The 15,201-nt window shown below is 73.5% G+C and carries 11 protein-coding genes; 6 read left to right on the forward strand and 5 right to left on the reverse strand.

The genetic code is table 11. From position 1 onward, the window contains the following. Positions 1 to 171 precede the first annotated feature (171 nt). The 3 genes from Q0994_RS22205 (at position 172) to Q0994_RS22215 (ending at position 4,593) form a co-directional block, all read left to right on the forward strand. On the forward strand, positions 172 to 1,242 hold the full coding sequence (locus Q0994_RS22205; RefSeq protein ID WP_299537713.1) for a glycine betaine/L-proline ABC transporter ATP-binding protein: 1,071 nt from the start codon (positions 172 to 174) through the stop codon (positions 1,240 to 1,242). Then, positions 1,235 to 3,877: an ABC transporter permease/substrate binding protein gene (locus Q0994_RS22210; RefSeq protein WP_299537714.1), complete on the forward strand. Its 2,643-nt coding sequence runs from the start codon at positions 1,235 to 1,237 to the stop codon at positions 3,875 to 3,877. The genes Q0994_RS22205 and Q0994_RS22210 overlap by 8 nt, the downstream gene beginning before the upstream one ends. Positions 3,878 to 4,047: 170 nt before the next feature. After that, complete coding sequence (locus Q0994_RS22215; RefSeq protein WP_299537715.1) at positions 4,048 to 4,593, forward strand: helix-turn-helix domain-containing protein; 546 nt, start codon at positions 4,048 to 4,050, stop codon at positions 4,591 to 4,593. A gap of 19 nt (positions 4,594 to 4,612) precedes the next feature. Here Q0994_RS22215 and Q0994_RS22220 read toward each other — a convergent pair whose 3' ends face one another. Together Q0994_RS22220 and Q0994_RS22225 are read right to left on the reverse strand one after the other, a co-directional pair. Continuing rightward, entirely contained in the window at positions 4,613 to 5,068 is a 456-nt protein-coding gene (locus Q0994_RS22220) for a VOC family protein (protein ID WP_299537716.1), read from the reverse strand. Positions 5,069 to 5,134: 66 nt separating this feature from the next. Beyond that, the gene (locus Q0994_RS22225; protein ID WP_299537717.1) at positions 5,135 to 6,283 is read right to left on the reverse strand and encodes a TDT family transporter; all 1,149 of its coding nucleotides are present in this window, start codon (positions 6,281 to 6,283) and stop codon (positions 5,135 to 5,137) included. 70 nt (positions 6,284 to 6,353) lie between these two features. Here Q0994_RS22225 and Q0994_RS22230 point away from each other — a divergent pair, with 70 nt between their 5' ends. Continuing rightward, on the forward strand, positions 6,354 to 7,274 hold the full coding sequence (locus Q0994_RS22230) for a LysR family transcriptional regulator (RefSeq protein WP_299537719.1): 921 nt from the start codon (positions 6,354 to 6,356) through the stop codon (positions 7,272 to 7,274). Between the two features lie 6 nt (positions 7,275 to 7,280). On the opposite strand, the gene eutC is transcribed toward Q0994_RS22230, so the two are convergent. From eutC to Q0994_RS22245, 3 genes are all read right to left on the reverse strand, one after another. Continuing rightward, positions 7,281 to 8,135 carry an ethanolamine ammonia-lyase subunit EutC gene (gene eutC, locus Q0994_RS22235; protein ID WP_299537720.1) on the reverse strand — a complete coding sequence of 285 codons (855 nt, stop codon included), beginning with the start codon at positions 8,133 to 8,135 and terminating at the stop codon, positions 7,281 to 7,283. Beyond that, complete coding sequence (locus Q0994_RS22240) at positions 8,135 to 9,532, reverse strand: ethanolamine ammonia-lyase subunit EutB (RefSeq protein ID WP_299537721.1); 1,398 nt, start codon at positions 9,530 to 9,532, stop codon at positions 8,135 to 8,137. Before Q0994_RS22240 ends, eutC begins: the two co-directional genes overlap by 1 nt. 293 nt (positions 9,533 to 9,825) lie before the next feature. Further along, positions 9,826 to 11,028 carry an amino acid deaminase/aldolase gene (locus tag Q0994_RS22245; RefSeq protein ID WP_299537727.1) on the reverse strand — a complete coding sequence of 401 codons (1,203 nt, stop codon included), beginning with the start codon at positions 11,026 to 11,028 and terminating at the stop codon, positions 9,826 to 9,828. 1,462 nt (positions 11,029 to 12,490) lie between these two features. On the opposite strand from Q0994_RS22245, the gene Q0994_RS22250 reads away from it, so the two are divergent. Both Q0994_RS22250 and mycP read left to right on the forward strand, forming a co-directional pair. Then, positions 12,491 to 13,285 (forward strand): hypothetical protein, encoded by a 795-nt coding sequence (locus Q0994_RS22250; protein ID WP_299537728.1) that lies wholly within the window; start codon positions 12,491 to 12,493, stop codon positions 13,283 to 13,285. 257 nt (positions 13,286 to 13,542) lie between these two features. Beyond that, on the forward strand, positions 13,543 to 14,664 hold the full coding sequence (gene mycP / locus Q0994_RS22255; protein ID WP_299537747.1) for a type VII secretion-associated serine protease mycosin: 1,122 nt from the start codon (positions 13,543 to 13,545) through the stop codon (positions 14,662 to 14,664). Positions 14,665 to 15,201 lie beyond the last annotated feature (537 nt).

The following is a 15,201-nucleotide window of genomic DNA, read 5'->3' on the forward strand; positions in this document are numbered from 1 at the left end:
GAGCGAACCATGTGCATTGTCCATCGATGTGCGCCGGTCGCGGGCCGATCCCGCTGCTCCACGGTCCGCCGCGGGGGGCGGACCGCTTTTCGTTCTACCCGCGAGGTGTATGTGTCAAGGCTGCAGGCCGAACACTTGTACAAAGTCTTCGGCAGACGACCCGATCAAGCCGTGCGGAAGCTCGAAGGCGGCGCGAGCCGCGACGAGCTGCGCGCCGACGGAACCACGGCAGCGGTGATCGACGCCTCCTTCACCGTGGAGCCCGGACAGATCTTCGTCGTCATGGGGCTCTCGGGCTCCGGCAAATCCACCTTGCTCCGCATGCTCAACGGCCTGCTCGACCCGACCGCCGGGCGGGTCCTGTTCGACGGCCAGGACCTGACGGCCCTCTCGCCGCGCGAGCTGCGCCACGTGCGCTCGTCCAAGATCTCCATGGTCTTCCAGCACTTCGCGCTCTTCCCGCACCGCAGCGTGCTGGAGAACGCCGCGTACGGCCTGGAGGTCCAGGGCGTGCCGCGCGCCGAGCGCGAGAAGCGCGCCGCCGAGGCACTGGAGCTGACCGGCCTCGCCGGCTGGGAGAAGTCCTGGCCCGACGAGCTGTCCGGCGGCATGCAGCAGCGCGTCGGCCTGGCCCGCGCGCTGGCCACCGACGCCGACCTGCTGCTGATGGACGAGTCCTTCAGCGCCCTGGACCCGCTGATCCGCCGCGACATGCAGGACCAGCTGCTGGAACTCCAGAAGCGCCTGAAGAAGACCATCGTCTTCATCACCCACGACCTCAACGAGGCCATGCGCCTCGGCGACCACATCGCCGTCATGCGCGACGGCGAGATAGTCCAGCTCGGGACCGCCGAGGACATCCTCGTCACCCCCGCCAACGACTACGTCGCCTCCTTCACCCAGGACGTCGACCGCTCGCGGGTGCTGACCGCGAGCGCCATCATGGCGGAGCCGCACCACACCATCGGCACCACGTCCGAGGCCGGCAGGGAACTGCGCACCCCGCAGGACGTCCTGGACGCCGCCCCGGCCACCGTCGGCGAATCGACGCCGATCATCGACCTGTTCACCCCCTGCTCCCGCAGCGCCGACGCGGTCGCCGTGACGGACGGCAGGGGCAAGCTCGTGGGCGTCGTGCCCCGGTCGCGGCTGCTGGCCGTGCTCGGCGACCCGATGAACCCGACCGACGCACCGCGGCACGCCGACGACGCCGTGACCACGAAGAAGGTGGCCAGTGTTTAGGCTCCCCCTCGGCGAATGGGTCGACTCCGCGGTCGACTGGCTGCAGACCCACCTCGCCTGGCTCTTCGACGCCATCAGTTCGCTCGTCAGCGGCATGTTCGACGGCATAGCCGCCGTCCTGTCCGCCCCCGCTCCACTGCTCTTCGCGGGCATCGTCGCCGTCATCGCCTGGTGGCTGCGCGGCCTGATCGCGGGCCTGCTCGCCTTCGTGGGCTTCGCGCTCATCGACAGCGTCGAGCTGTGGGACGAGGCGATGGACACCCTCACCCTGGTCCTGGTCGCGACCATCGTGACCCTGGTCCTCGCGGTGCCGCTCGGCATCTGGGCCTCCCGCTCCAAGACCGTCAGCGCGGTGACCCGGCCGGTCCTCGACTTCATGCAGACCATGCCCGCCATGGTCTACCTGATCCCCGGCGTCATCTTCTTCGGCGTCGGCGTCGTCCCCGGCATCATCGCCACCATCATCTTCGCGCTGCCCCCGGGCGTCCGGATGACCGAGCTCGGCATCCGCCAGGTCGACGGCGAACTGGTCGAGGCGGCCGAGGCGTTCGGCACCACCTCGCGCAACACCCTGCTGCGGGTGCAGCTGCCGCTCGCCCTGCCCACGATCATGGCCGGCATCAACCAGGTCATCATGCTGGGCCTGTCCATGGTGGTCATCGCCGGCATGGTCGGCGGCGGCGGCCTCGGCGGCTCGGTCTACCGTGCCATCGGCAACGTCGACGTCGGTCTCGGCTTCGAGGCGGGCATCTCCATCGTCATCCTCGCCATGTACCTGGACCGCATGACGAGCGCGCTCGGCCGCGAGGTCTCCCCCCTCGGCCGCCGCGCGATCGCCAAGGCCCAGTCCATGGCGGGCGGGCTGAGGATCTGGAACTACCGCCCCCAGGGCGTCGTCGCCCTGGCCGGCGTGGTCGTCCTCGCCCTCGTCGCGGGCGGCATGGGCGTCTTCGGCGGGTCGGACCCCGCCGACAGCGACTCCGCCTCCGGCGGCGTGGGCAAGGGAAAGAAGATCAGCATCGGCTACATCCCCTGGGACGAGGGCATCGCCTCCACGTTCCTGTGGAAGGAGCTGCTGGAGCGCCAGGGCTTCGAGGTCGACGTCAAGCAGTACGAGGCAGGCGCCCTGTACACCGGCATGGCCAACGGCCAGATCGACTTCGAGACCGACTCCTGGCTGCCCGTCACCCACGCCAACTACTGGAACAAGTACAAGGACAAGCTGGAGGACATGGGGTCCTGGTACGGCCCCACCTCCCTCGAACTCGCCGTCCCCGCGTACATGAAGGACGTCAAGACCCTCGACGACCTCAAGGGCAGGGGCAAGGAGTTCGACGGCCGCATCGTCGGCATCGAGCCCAGCGCCGGCGAGTCCGCGCTGCTCAAGGAGAAGATCCTGCCGGGCTACGGCCTGGACGAGGAGTACAAGGTCGTCGACGGCTCCACGCCGTCCATGCTGGCCGAGCTCAAGCGCGCGTACGCCAAGAAGGAACCGATCGTCGTCCCGCTGTGGTCGCCGCACTGGGCGTACAACGAGTTCGACCTCACCAAGCTCGAGGACACCAAGAAGCTGTGGGGCCAGGGCGACGGCATTCACACCCTGACCCGTAAGGGCTTCGCCGCACAGAACCCCGAGGTCGGCTCCTGGCTCAAGAACTTCAAGATGACCGAGAAGCAGCTCACCAGCCTTGAGGCCGAGATCCAGAAGTCGGGCTCGGGCAAGGAGCAGGACGCCGTCCGCACCTGGCTGGACGCCAACGAGGGTGTCGCCGACCGGTGGACCCCGGCCGAAGGGGGCGGCTCCAAGACCGCCGCGGCCAAGCCGGTCAACGGCCGGGACGAGCGCGAGCGCACCCTGAACGTCGCCTGGTTCCCCTGGGAGGAGGACATCGCCGCCACGTACCTGTGGAAGGCCGTCCTGGAGGACCGCGGCTACAAGATCAACCTCAAGCAGTTCGAGGTGGGCCCGATGTACGCCGCGATGTCCCGCGGCCAGATCGACGTCCAGTTCGACGGCTGGCTGCCGTACACCCAGAAGAACTACTGGGCGAAGTACCGGAACCAGCTCACCGACCTCGGCTCGTGGTACGGCCCCACCTCGATCGAGCTCGCCGTCCCCGACTACGTGAAGGACGTCACGTCCCTCGCCGACCTCAAGGGCAAGGGCAAGGAGTTCGACGGCCGGATCGTCGGCATCGAGCCCGGCACCGCCACCATGGAGAACCTGAAGAACCAGGTCCTCCCGGCGTACGGCCTCAGCGACGAGTACGAGGTCGTCGACTCCTCCACGCCCGGCATGCTCGCCGAGCTGAAGCGGGCCTACGCGAAGAAGGAGCCGATCGCGGTCGTGCTCTGGACCCCGCACTGGGCGTACAACGAGTACAAGCTCACCAAGCTCGCCGACCCGAAGAAGGGCTTCGGCACCGGCGACGAGCTGCACACCATCGCCAACAAGGCCTTCCCGAAGACCTACCCCCAGCTCACCGAGTGGTTCAAGAACTTCAAGCTCAGTGAGGAACAGCTCGCCGGCCTGGAGAACGAGATCCAGCGGCTGGGCACGGGCCACGAGGAGGAAGCGGTCCGGTCCTGGATGGACGACCATCCCGCGATAGCGGACCAGATGGCTCCGGTGTAACCTCCCCGGACAGCATCACCGCAGGTCAGAGGTGGCCCCCGCCGAACGGCGAGGGCCACCTGCCCGTGTCCGCGTCCGTGTCCGGGGGTGTCGCCGGCCGACCGTCCCGCGCAATCATGTGCGGAACGCGCCGCCAACCGGGAGGATGGCCGGGCGGGAGGGAGTCGAACATGGACGAGAAGGAAGCACTACGGGTGGGCGCCGCGGTCCGCCGCCGCCGCCGCACCCTCGGGCTGACGCTGGCCGCCGTCGCCGCGCGCAGCGGCCTGTCCGTGCCCTTCCTCAGCCAGATCGAGAACGAACGGGCCCGGCCCAGCTCCCGCTCCCTGGACCGGGTGGCCGACGCCCTGGAGACCACCACAGCCCGCCTCCGCGAGGCCGCGGACTCCGCCCGCGCCGTGGACGTGGTGCGGGCCGGCACCGGCGACGGCGTCCGCCGTGTCGTCCAGGGGCGCCACCAGCTCAGCGCCCTGGAGTTCTCCGGCGAGCCCGACCTCGGCCAGGAGTTCCAGCACCGCAACGACGAACTGATGTACGTCGTCGCGGGCGCCGTCGACGTCGAGGCGGAGGGCCAGGCCTACCGCCTCGGCGCGGGCGACACCCTCTTCCTCTCCGGCGGCGTCCGGCACCGCTGGCGGGCCACCGTGCCCGCCACCCGGCTCCTGGTCGTCCAGGTCTCCGAGCACATCGACGCCACCAACGACCCACGGCGCTGAACGGCGGCCGGCCGACCGCCTACGCGGACGCGCAGAACTCGTTGCCCTCCGGGTCCCGCATGACCCACCAGTGGCCGGCCGGACCCTGATCGACCTCCCGGAGCCTGGTGGCGCCGATGCCCTCCAGCCGCGACACCAGGGCTTCCAGCCCCTCGGGGCCGCCGTGCACGTCGACGTGCAGGCGGTTCTTGACGGTCTTGGCCTCCGGCACCTGCTGGAAGAGCAGGCGGCGGCCCGCGCCGACGCCACTGACCTCGTCGTACGGGTCGTCGGGGTGCCGGATCGCCGCCAGCCCGCGGAAGTGCTTGCGGCCCCGGTGTTCGGCGACCGCCTCCTCGGGGAGCTGCCCGGCGGCCAACAGCCGCGCGACGAGGGCGCCCGGGTCCTCCACCTCGTAGCCGAGGGCCTCGGCCCAGAAGTCGGCGAGGGCGGCCGCGTCCGTGCTGTCGATGACGAGTTTCCAGTGCAGAGCCATGGCACCACTGTCCCCCGGCACGGCCCGGCACGAACCCTCCCGCGCTCCCTGCACGTACCGGCCCGTTCAGCCGGCCGCCGCGACCGGCGCCGGCGGAGCCGGCAGCGTCCCGGCCAGCAGGCCGCGTACCGTACGCGCACCGGTCACCGCCCACGCGGCGAGCAGCAGCGCGTACAGCGCGACCGCGACCCAGGTGAAGGCGTCCAGACCCGTGTGGCGGGCCAGGCCCGAGGCGCCCGTGACGCACGTGCCGACCGGAAAGGTGAACCCCCACCACGTCATCGAGAACGGCATCCCGTCGACGGCCGCCCGCACCACCAGCGCCGTCGCCAGCGCCAGCCACAGCAGCGCGAAGCCCGTCACCGGCACCCCGTACAGCACCGCCGCCGCCCCGAAGGCGGAGGCGTACGGCGGGCCCACCGCGCCCGGCGCCACGTCGGCCAGCGCGTTCACCGCCGTCACGGACTGGCCCAGCGGGCCGAGCACCAGGAAGAGCGTCGGAGTGAGGGCGAGCGGCAGCGGCCCGGTGTGCACCAGCCGGGCGAAGACCAGCGGCAGCACCAGCGCCGTCGCCAGCAGCGACAAGCCGAACATGCCGTAGCAGGCCAGCAGCAGGGCCCCGCGCCCCTGCCCGGCGGGCAGCTCCGCCACCAGGAGCGGCCCGAGCGCCGCCGCCACCATGGGCGCGACCAGCGGCAGCAGCCACACCGGGGTGGCGGTGCCCGGCGCGGGACGGTGACGGACGATCATCAGATACGGCACCACGACCGCCACCACCAGGCCGGTGAGGGCCCCGGCCGAGTACAGCACCGCGTCCGTCACCAGCGCCGCCCGCCGGCCCACCAGCGGAGCCCCGGCCGTCATCGAGGCGCCCCCCACGGCGAGCAGCGCCATCGACAGGCAGCCGTAGAACGGCGCGATCCCCGGATTCAGCAGATCGGCCCGCGCCTGCTCGCGGTGGTGGACCCAGTGCGCGCCCCGCGCCGTCAGCAGCACCAGCAGCAGGACCGCCGACAGCAGCCAGACGACGGCGCAGAAGGTGTCCAGACCCGGCACCCGGACCGGCAGCGCCGCCCCGGCGCCCGCCACGATCGCGGTGCCCATCACACTCGCGTACCACTGGGGCCCGAGGTGCCGCACGGCGGGGAACCGGGCTCCGGGGACACCGGGGGGAGCGTGCGGGGCGGGAATCGGCGGCGTGAGCAGGGTGGTCATGAGCCGATCCTCGGACCATCGGCCCGCCCCGGCCAGGAGCATCCGGCCTATGAGGTCATAAGCTGACGTTATGACCGGCGCTTCCCGCGTTCCGCTCGCCCACCGGGTCCCCGACCTCGGCTCCCTGGAACTGCTGCTGTCCGTCGCCCGGCACGGCAGCCTCGGCCGGGCCGCCCGCGACCTCGGCATCAGCCAGCCCGCCGCCTCCGGACGCATCCGTTCCATGGAACGGCACCTCGGAGTGGCCCTGCTGGACCGCTCGCCCCGCGGCTCCCGGCTCACCGACGCCGGCGCCCTCGTCACCGACTGGGCACGCCGCGTCGTCGAGGCGGCCGAGGTCTTCGACGCGGGGGCCCAGGCACTGCGGGACCGGCGGGACTCCCGACTGCGGGTCGCCGCCAGCATGACCATCGCCGAATACCTGCTGCCCGGCTGGCTCATCGCCCTGCGCACCGCCCGGCCCGACACCGCCGTCTCCCTGTTCGCCGGCAACTCCGCCGAGGTGGCCCGCCGGCTGCTCGCCCACGAGGCCGACCTCGGCTTCGTGGAAGGACTCCGCACCCCGGACGGCCTGGACGGCGCCGTCGTCGGCCACGACCGGCTGGTGGTGGCGGTCGCCCCCGTCCACCCGTGGGCCCGCCGCTCCGCACTGACCCTGCCCGAACTGGCCATGACCCCGCTCATCCTGCGCGAACGCGGCTCCGGCACCCGCCAGGTGCTGGACGCCGCCCTCGCCGCCCACGGCGGCCTCGCCCCGCCCCTGCTGGAACTCTCCTCCACCACCGCGGTGAAGGGCGCCGCCGGGAGCGGAGCCGGACCCTGCGTCCTCAGCGAACTGGCGCTCGGCGAGGAACTCTCCGCCCGCCGCCTGGTCGCCGTCCCGGTGGCCGGCGTACGGCTGCGCCGCCACCTGCGCGCCGTCTGGCCCGCCGGCCGGCGCCCCACCGGCCCCGCGCGCGACCTGCTGGGACTCACCGGCGGCGGGGTGTAGCCGGGGTCAGCGCCCGCCCGCCGGCAACTCCCCGCCGGCCGGACCCCCGGCCACCCCCGGCTCCCCCTCCGGCGTCCCGCCCTCCAGCGCCACCCCCGACACCCCCAGCCGCAACGACCGCTCCAGCAGCGAGGCCAGGACACGCGCCGCCGCCCCATGACCCAGCCCGGCCGGCGGATGGATGTTGGAGACGCAGTTGCGCTCGGCGTCGCTCCGCCCCGGCCGCGGCCCGTACGTCAGATAGGCGCCCAGGCTGTCCGCCGCGCTCAGCCCCGGCCGCTCGCCGATCAGCACCAGCACCAGCCGCGCCCCGAGCAACGCGCCGATCTCGTCGCCGAGGGCCACCCGCGCCTGCGACGCCAGCACCACCGGCACCCCCGGCCCACCGTCCCCGAGCGACGGATCCACCGCGCCCAGCAGCGGCCACAGCTCCTCCAGCAGCGGCAGCGCGTGCCGGTGCACCGCCGTCGCCGACAGCCCGTCCGCCACGACGATCACCAGCGCGCCGCCCTCCGGCCCGTCCAGGCCCTCACGCCCTTCCAGCCGCTCCGCGTCCCGCGGATCCAGCCGCCGCCCCAGGTCCGGGCGGCGCAGATACACCCCGCGGTCGGCCGCCGCACTGCGCACCTCCACCACCGGACGCCCCGCCAGCCCCGCCCGGAGCGCGGCGAAGTCCACCGGCTGATGCACCGCGTCCCGCGCCTGCGCGTGCGCCAGCTGGAAGTCCAGCACGTGCCGCAGCGGCAGCGCGTGCCCCGTCCGCCCGAGCCCCACCCGCGCCGGGGTGTGCCGGCGCAACGGCCCCCACGGGTCCGGCGCCGCCCCGGACCCCTCCGCCACGGCGCCGTCGTCCCCGGCCATCAGCGCCCCTCCGTCAAGGCGGCCAGCCCCGCCATCAGCGGACTCCGGGGCAGTGGCGCCACCGTGCGGCCCTCGGCGTCGAACATGCCCATCCGCGCCATCCACTCCTCGAACTCCGGCGCCGGCCGCAGCCCCAGCGCCGACCGTACGTACAACGCGTCGTGGAACGAGGTCGACTGGTAGTTCAGCATCACGTCGTCCGACCCCGGCACCCCCATCACGAAGGTGCAGCCCGCCACGCCCAGCAGCGTCAGCAGACTGTCCATGTCGTCCTGGTCGGCCTCGGCGTGGTTGGTGTAACAGACGTCCACCCCCATCGGCAGACCGAGCAGCTTCCCGCAGAAATGGTCCTCCAGCCCGGCCCGCACGATCTGCTTGCCGTCGTAGAGGTACTCCGGACCGATGAACCCCACCACCGAGTTCACCAGCAACGGGCGGAACCGGCGCGCCACCGCGTAGGCACGCGCCTCCAGCGTCTGCTGGTCCACACCGTGATGGGCGCCGGAGGACAGCGCGCTGCCCTGACCCGTCTCGAAGTACATGACGTTGTCGCCCAGTTCGCCCCGGCCCAGCGACAGACCCGCCTCGTGCGCCTCGCCGAGCAGCGCCAGATCGACGCCGAACGCCCGGTTCGCCGCCTCGGTGCCCGCCACCGACTGGAAGACGAGATCGACCGGCGCGCCCCGCCCGATCGCCCGCAGCGTCTGGGTGACGTGCGTGAGCACGCAGGTCTGCGTCGGGATCGCGTACCGCTGCCGGACCTCGTCGGTCAGCCGCAGCAGGTCCGCCACGGCGGCCGGCGAGTCGGAGGCCGGATTGATGCCGATCACCGCGTCCCCGCAGCCGTACAGCAGCCCGTCCAGGATCGAGGCGGCCACCCCGCGCGGATCGTCCGTCGGATGGTTCGGCTGGAGCCGCACCGACAGCCGGCCCGGCAGCCCGATCGTGTTGCGGAACCTGGTCACCACCGTGCACGCGCGGGCCACCTGGATCAGGTCCTGGTTCCGCATCAGCTTGCTGACCGCCGCCGCCATCTCCGGCGTGACCCCCGGAGCCAGCGCGGCGAGCGCCTCGGTCGTCGCCGCGTACGACAGCAGCCAGTCGCGGAACCCGCCCACCGTCAGCGACGCCACCGGGGCGAACGCCTCCCGGTCGTGCGTGTCGACGATGAGCCGGGTCACCTCGTCGTCCTCGTACGGCACCACGGGCTCTTCCAGGAACGCCCGCAGCGGCACGTCCGCCAGCACCCGGCGGGCCGCCACCCGCTCCGCGTCGCTGTCGGCCGCCACCCCCGCCAGTTCGTCGCCGGACCGCGCCGGGCCCGCCTTGGCCAGCACGGACCGCAGACCGTCGAACCGGAACCCGGCGGGCCCCACCGAGGCCGTGTAACGCGTCATCGAACCCGCCCCTCACCTCGTCGGCGCGACGTCGGCCCGTGCCTGCCGGACGCCGGAACCCGAGCCTGCCACACGGGCCGCGTACGCAGCGAGGGCGCGGCGACGGTGTCGTGTACGTACCGCAGGCACGGCGACGGGTGTCCGGCCACGACACCGCACGGCACCGCGCGGCACCGCGCGGCACCGCGCGGCACGGCGACGGGGGACGCGTACGCACGGCCGGCGGACACCGGCCGCACCGTCGGCGGACACCGGCCGGACCGCCGCGTCCGGTCACCGGAACCCGCGGCCCGTCACAGGAAGGTGCGGCCCTCACCCCGGTACGTCGGCACGGTCGCCGTCACCCGGTCGCCCTCGATCAGCCGCAACTCGTCGAACCGCTCGCACAGTTCCCCGGCCTTCGCGTGCCGGAACCACACCTTGTCGCCGATCAGCAGATCGTCCGCCGCCGAGCCGAGCAGCGGCGTCTGCACCTCTCCCGGACCCTCCTGCGGGTCGTAGCGCAACCCTTCCGGCAGATACGGGACCGGCAGCCGGTCCGGCCCGGCCGCACCCGAGGCCGGGTAGCCGCCGCCGAGCACCGTCACCACACCCACGCCCGGCCTGCGGACGACGGGCTGCGCGAACAGCGCCGCCGGACGCCCGCTGAACGAGGTGTAGTTGTCGAACAGCCGGGGGACGTACAGCCCCGAACCGGCCGCGATCTCCGTCACCGCGTTCTCGGCCGCGGTGTGCTGCACACTGCCGGTGCCGCCACCGTTCACGAACTCCAGGTCCGGGACCACCGCGCGCACCGCGCGCACCACCTCGGCCCGGCGCACCGCGAGTTCCCTGCGGGCCGCCGCCTGCATCAGCCGCACCGCGCGCGACCGCAACGGCCGGCCCGCGACCGAGTCGCCGACACCCGCGATGTGCCCCTCGTACGCCATCAGCCCCACCAGCCGGAACCCCGGCCTGCGGGTCACCGACCGTGCCAGGTCCGCCAGTTGGGCGGGGGAGCGGAGCGGGGAACGCAGCGCCCCGATCCGGACCCGGCCGCCCAGCATCCGCAGCGAGGTGTCCAGCTCCAGGCAGACCCGGATCTCCTCCCGGCCGCCGTCGCGGGCCGCGTCGATCAGCTCCAACTGGGAGACGTCGTCCACCATCACCGTCACCGCGGCGGCCAGCTTCGGGTCGCCCGCCAGCTCCGCGTACGCCGCCCGGTCGGCGGACGGGTACGCCAGCAGCACGTCCTCGAAACCGGACCGGGCCAGCCACAGCGACTCCGCCAGCGTGAACGACATGATCCCGGCGAACCCGGGCCGGGCCAGCACCCGTTCGAGCAGGGCGCGGCAGCGCACCGACTTGCTGGCCACCCGGATCGGCTTGCCGCCGGCGCGGGCGACCAGGGAGTCGGCATTGGCGTCGAACGCCTCCAGGTCGACCACGGCGACCGGGGCGTCGAGGGAGGCGGTGGCCCGGTCGTACCGGGCCCGGTCGGCGGCGCGGGCAGTCATGCCGGCAGCTTGCCAGAGAGTCGTACCGATGGGTAAGGGGCTACGGCGGGCGACGAAGGTCAATTCTTGGCCGGGCCGCTGCTTGGGCGGGCACACGGGGTGACATGGGGCGGCGACGGAGGCATACCGGGGGTGGGAGCGGTGACGGCGGCGGAGGCATACCGGGGGTGGGAGCGGTGACGGCGGCGGGGGCGGGGACGCCGGAGGCATTGCCCGCGGCTGCCGCCGGAGGCCTTCCCCGCACGGCTGCCGCCGGGGTGTCGCCCGGCGTGTCGTCCGGGGGTCGGGGGAGTTTCCGGATGCGCCGGGAACGATCGGGGCAGATGACCCGGCGGGGCCGACCTGTTCCCCTCCGCCCCGTCGCAGCCCGTAGAGTGACCGGCACGGAGTGACCGGCACGCGGGGACCAACGGGCCTGCCCGTGACGTGGATCCGTGAGCGGCAGGACGGACCAGGGGGACCGATGAGTACCGAAGCGCGGCGCGCGTCCGTGCCGCCCCGCCCCGGCCGGACGTCCCCGACCGAGGCTTCCGTACCCGCGGCTCCCGTGCCCGATACGTCCGCGTTCGCGGCTTCCGTGCCCGCGGCGTCCGTACCCGTGGGTTCCGTGTTCGAGCGGGACGGGGGAGTGGGGGCGGGCGTGGGCACCGGTTCGGACGCGGGTACGGGTGTGTCCGGGCGCGGTCACGTCGACACGTCCGGTTCTCCTGGTGGCTCCAGTGCCCCCGGTGCTTCGGGTGCTTCGGGTGCTTCCGGTGCCCCCGATGCTTCGGGTGTTTCGGGTGTTTCGGGTGTTTCGGGTGTTTCGGGTGCTTCCGGCCAGGATGCGGCGAGGGCCGGGTCTTCGTCCCCGGAGGACGGAACACCGGGCGGTGAGGCGCCGCCCAGGCGGTCCGTCCTCTCCACGTACTCCGCTCCGCCGGCCGACGATGGCGCATCAGCCGTGTCCGGTGACCGTTCCGAGCCTTCCGTGCCCGTTGGCGGCTCCGCGTCCGGTGGGCGTTCCGGTGCCGGCACCGCCGGGTCCGGACACCGTCCTGTGTCCGGTGACCGCTCTCCGTCGGGTGACCGCCCCGTGCCCGGTAGCGGATCCGGCGCGTCGGCCGGCGTGCCCGCGGCCGGCGGGAGCGCGCCGGTGCGGACCTCACCGGCCACGTCTCCGGGGCCGGCTCCGGACCCGTCGCCGAGGCCGATTCCCACGACGCCGACTGTCCCCGGCGTTCCGCCCCGTCCCGCCGGGCCGCCCGCGCCGACCGCTGCGGAGACGACGGCCCGGCTGCGTCCCGTGCCGCCCGCGCCCCCACCGTCGGCTCCCCGGCCTCCGGCCGCGCCCCGTTCCGGCGGAGTCCCCTACGGGACCGACCCACAGGGCAGCGGCGCGTACGGCACCCCGCTGTACCGCTCCGGGCCCCCCGCTCCCGCCTACCGTCCGCCGCACCGCACCGGCTTCCCCGAGACGCCGATGGAGACGACCACCCGACTGCGGCCCATCCGGCCCGAACCCCGGCGCAGGCTCAGGACGGCGGCGGTGGTCGCGTGCGTGGTGCTCGGCCTCGGGCTGGTCGGAGGCGCGGCCGCCGGTACCTGGCTGACCGGCGACCCGGCCCCCGCCCGGACCGGCGACGCCTACGCCACCGGCCGTACTCTCTGGCACCAGGTGCCCGTCGACACCCTCTTCCCGCGCACCCTCACGGGCGACGGCGCGGGCCCCGGCAACTCCGACCGCGTCTGGAGCCGGCTCGGCGTCGCGGCCGACACCGGCTGCGCCGACGCGCTGGACCCGCTGCTCGTCCGCGCCCTCGACTCCGTCGGCTGCGCCCGTCTCGTACGGGCCACGTACGCCGACGCCACCCGCAGCGCCGTGACCACCGTGGGCATGGTCTTCACCGAGGCCGACGCCGCCGGGATGAAGGCATGGGCAGCCCGGTTCGCCGAGCAGAAACTCGGCGAGCGCCAAGACCTGATGCCCCGCCCCTTCGCCGTGCCGGGCACCGCCGCGGCCTCGTTCCAGGACGAGCAACGGGCCAGTTGGACGGTGCACGTGCTGACCGAGACGCCCGTGGTGGTCTTCGCCGTCACAGGCTTCGCCGACGGCCGTGCCGTCCCCGATCCCCAGGCCGCGGCGCGCGCCATGGAGGCCGGGGCCACCGGCCCCGCCGCCCAGGCGGGGCTCGGCCACGAGGCGGAAGGCGTGGCGGACCGGATCGAACGGGCCCTGCGCAGGACCGTAGCCGACCTCGTGGAGAAGGCGGAGTGACCCGTACCCCCGGCCCGTTCCGGCCCGATCCCGCGCGTCCCGCCCCGCCCCGGCCCGTGCTCGACCGGCCTGACGCCCTGCCCTCCTGCCCCGGTGCTTCCGCGCCGCCCCGTCGTTCCGCGCGTCCCGGCCCGCCGGCGCATTCCGACGAGCTCACGCGGCCCGACCAGCTCGCGCATCCCGGCCCGCCCGCGCGTTCGGGCCCGGCCCGCAGGGCGCAGCGGCTCCGGGCGGTCTCCGCGTTCTGTGCCGGCGCCCTGCTCGTCGTGGTCTCCGCCGCGCCCGCGGAGGCCGACGCCATCCGCGATCAGCAGTGGGCGCTCCAGGCCCTGCACACGGACCGGGCCTGGCAGACGACCGACGGCGACGGCGTCACGGTGGCCGTCCTCGACACCGGCGTCGACGCCACCCACCCGGACCTCGCCGGATCGGTCCTCACCGGCAAGGACCTCATAGGGTTCGGTGCGGGCCGGGGCGATTCCGCCTGGGCCCTGCACGGCACGGCCATGGCCGGGATCATCGCCGGCCACGGCTCGGGCCCCGCCCGCGGCGACGGGGTGCTGGGCGTGGCGCCGGGGGTCAAGATCCTCCCCGTACGGGTGATCCTGGAGTCCGCCGACCCGTCCCGCGCCAAGGCCCGTTCGTCGCGCGGGGACGCGCTCGCCGACGGCATCCGCTGGGCGGCCGACCACGGGGCTGACGTCATCAACCTCTCGCTCGGCGACGACAGCAAGTCCGCCCACCCCGACGCGGAGGAGGACGCCGCCGTGCAGTACGCCCTCGGCAAGGGCGTCTCCGTCGTCGCCTCGGCGGGCAACAGCGGGGAGAAGGGCGACCGCACCTCCTACCCGGCGGCCTATCCGGGGGTCATCGCCGTCGCGGCCGTCGACCAGCACGGCACCCACGCGTCCTTCTCCACCCGTCGCTGGTACGCCACCGTCAGCGCGCCGGGCGTCGACATCGTCGTCGCCAACCCGGACCGCAAGTACTACATAGAGTGGGGAACCTCCGCGGCCGCCGCGTTCGTCTCGGGGGCCGTCGCCCTCGTACGGGCCGCGCATCCCGGGCTGAGCCCGGCGGAAGTGAAGCAACTGCTCGCCGACACCGCCCGCGACGCCCCGGCCGGAGGCCGTGACGACGCCCGCGGCCACGGTCTGGTCGATCCTGCCGCCGCCATCGACGCGGCGAAGAAGGGAACCGCCGACCTCGAAACCGCCTCCGACACCGGTTACCGCGAAAAGTACTTCGGTTCCGGCCCCGCCCCCGCGGGCTCGGCCGACGGTGACGACGGCTGGGCTGCCTGGGCGGCAGCCGTGGCAGGGGTCCTGCTCCTGGTGGCGGCGGTTCTGCTGGGCCGCGCGGGCCGTCGGACGACCTGAGGAACGGGCTGCCTCCTCTGCCGGGGACGCCGGTTCGCCTGGTGGGACACCGGGCCTGTCCCGGGAGGGCCGCTTTCGTTCGTGGGGACCGGCCTGTCCGGTTCGTGGAGACGGTGGGTCCTGGGTTCTGGGTCCTGGGTTCCGGGTTCTGGGCGCGGGGAGGGTGGGTCCTGCGGGGCGTGGCGATCGGGCGGCTCGATCCGTTGTATTGTTTCCCGGTCCGGGCCCGAGGCCACGGACGACCTCCTTGAAGCAGACGCCGGCTCCCGGACGGGCCGGCGACCGTTTCCGTGAGGGCCCGAGCGGGGCGGTAAATCCGATGCGGATTCTCTGCTAAAGTCGGGTCCGCCGAAAGGCAAAAGGCCTGATCCATGGGTCGCTGGATTCGCGTACGAGCCGGAAACGGCACGCAGACGGTCTGGTAAAGTGGATATCGCCGGAAAGGGAAACGCGAAAGCGGAGAACTGGAAAGCGGAAAGTGCTTGACCCGCTTCGGCCGGGAATCGGACAGGAAAGTGTCTGATAGAGTCGGAAACG

The sequence above is a fragment of the uncultured Streptomyces sp. genome, assembly GCF_947488945.1.
Taxonomy (GTDB): domain Bacteria; phylum Actinomycetota; class Actinomycetes; order Streptomycetales; family Streptomycetaceae; genus Streptomyces.

What these genes read in the sequence shown, in the direction of transcription:
- eutC (WP_299537720.1), bottom strand. Translation starts at nt 8,135, where the DNA reads ATGGCCGGGGACGACGGCGCCGTGGCGGAGGGGTCCGGGGCGGCGCCG.
- Q0994_RS22250 (WP_299537728.1), top strand. Translation starts at nt 12,491, where the DNA reads ATGGAGACGACCACCCGACTGCGGCCCATCCGGCCCGAACCCCGGCGC.
- Q0994_RS22240 (WP_299537721.1), bottom strand. Translation starts at nt 9,532, where the DNA reads ATGACGCGTTACACGGCCTCGGTGGGGCCCGCCGGGTTCCGGTTCGAC.
- Q0994_RS22225 (WP_299537717.1), bottom strand. Translation starts at nt 6,283, where the DNA reads ATGACCACCCTGCTCACGCCGCCGATTCCCGCCCCGCACGCTCCCCCC.
- Q0994_RS22245 (WP_299537727.1), bottom strand. Translation starts at nt 11,028, where the DNA reads ATGACTGCCCGCGCCGCCGACCGGGCCCGGTACGACCGGGCCACCGCC.
- Q0994_RS22230 (WP_299537719.1), top strand. Translation starts at nt 6,354, where the DNA reads ATGACCGGCGCTTCCCGCGTTCCGCTCGCCCACCGGGTCCCCGACCTC.
- Q0994_RS22215 (WP_299537715.1), top strand. Translation starts at nt 4,048, where the DNA reads ATGGACGAGAAGGAAGCACTACGGGTGGGCGCCGCGGTCCGCCGCCGC.
- Q0994_RS22220 (WP_299537716.1), bottom strand. Translation starts at nt 5,068, where the DNA reads ATGGCTCTGCACTGGAAACTCGTCATCGACAGCACGGACGCGGCCGCC.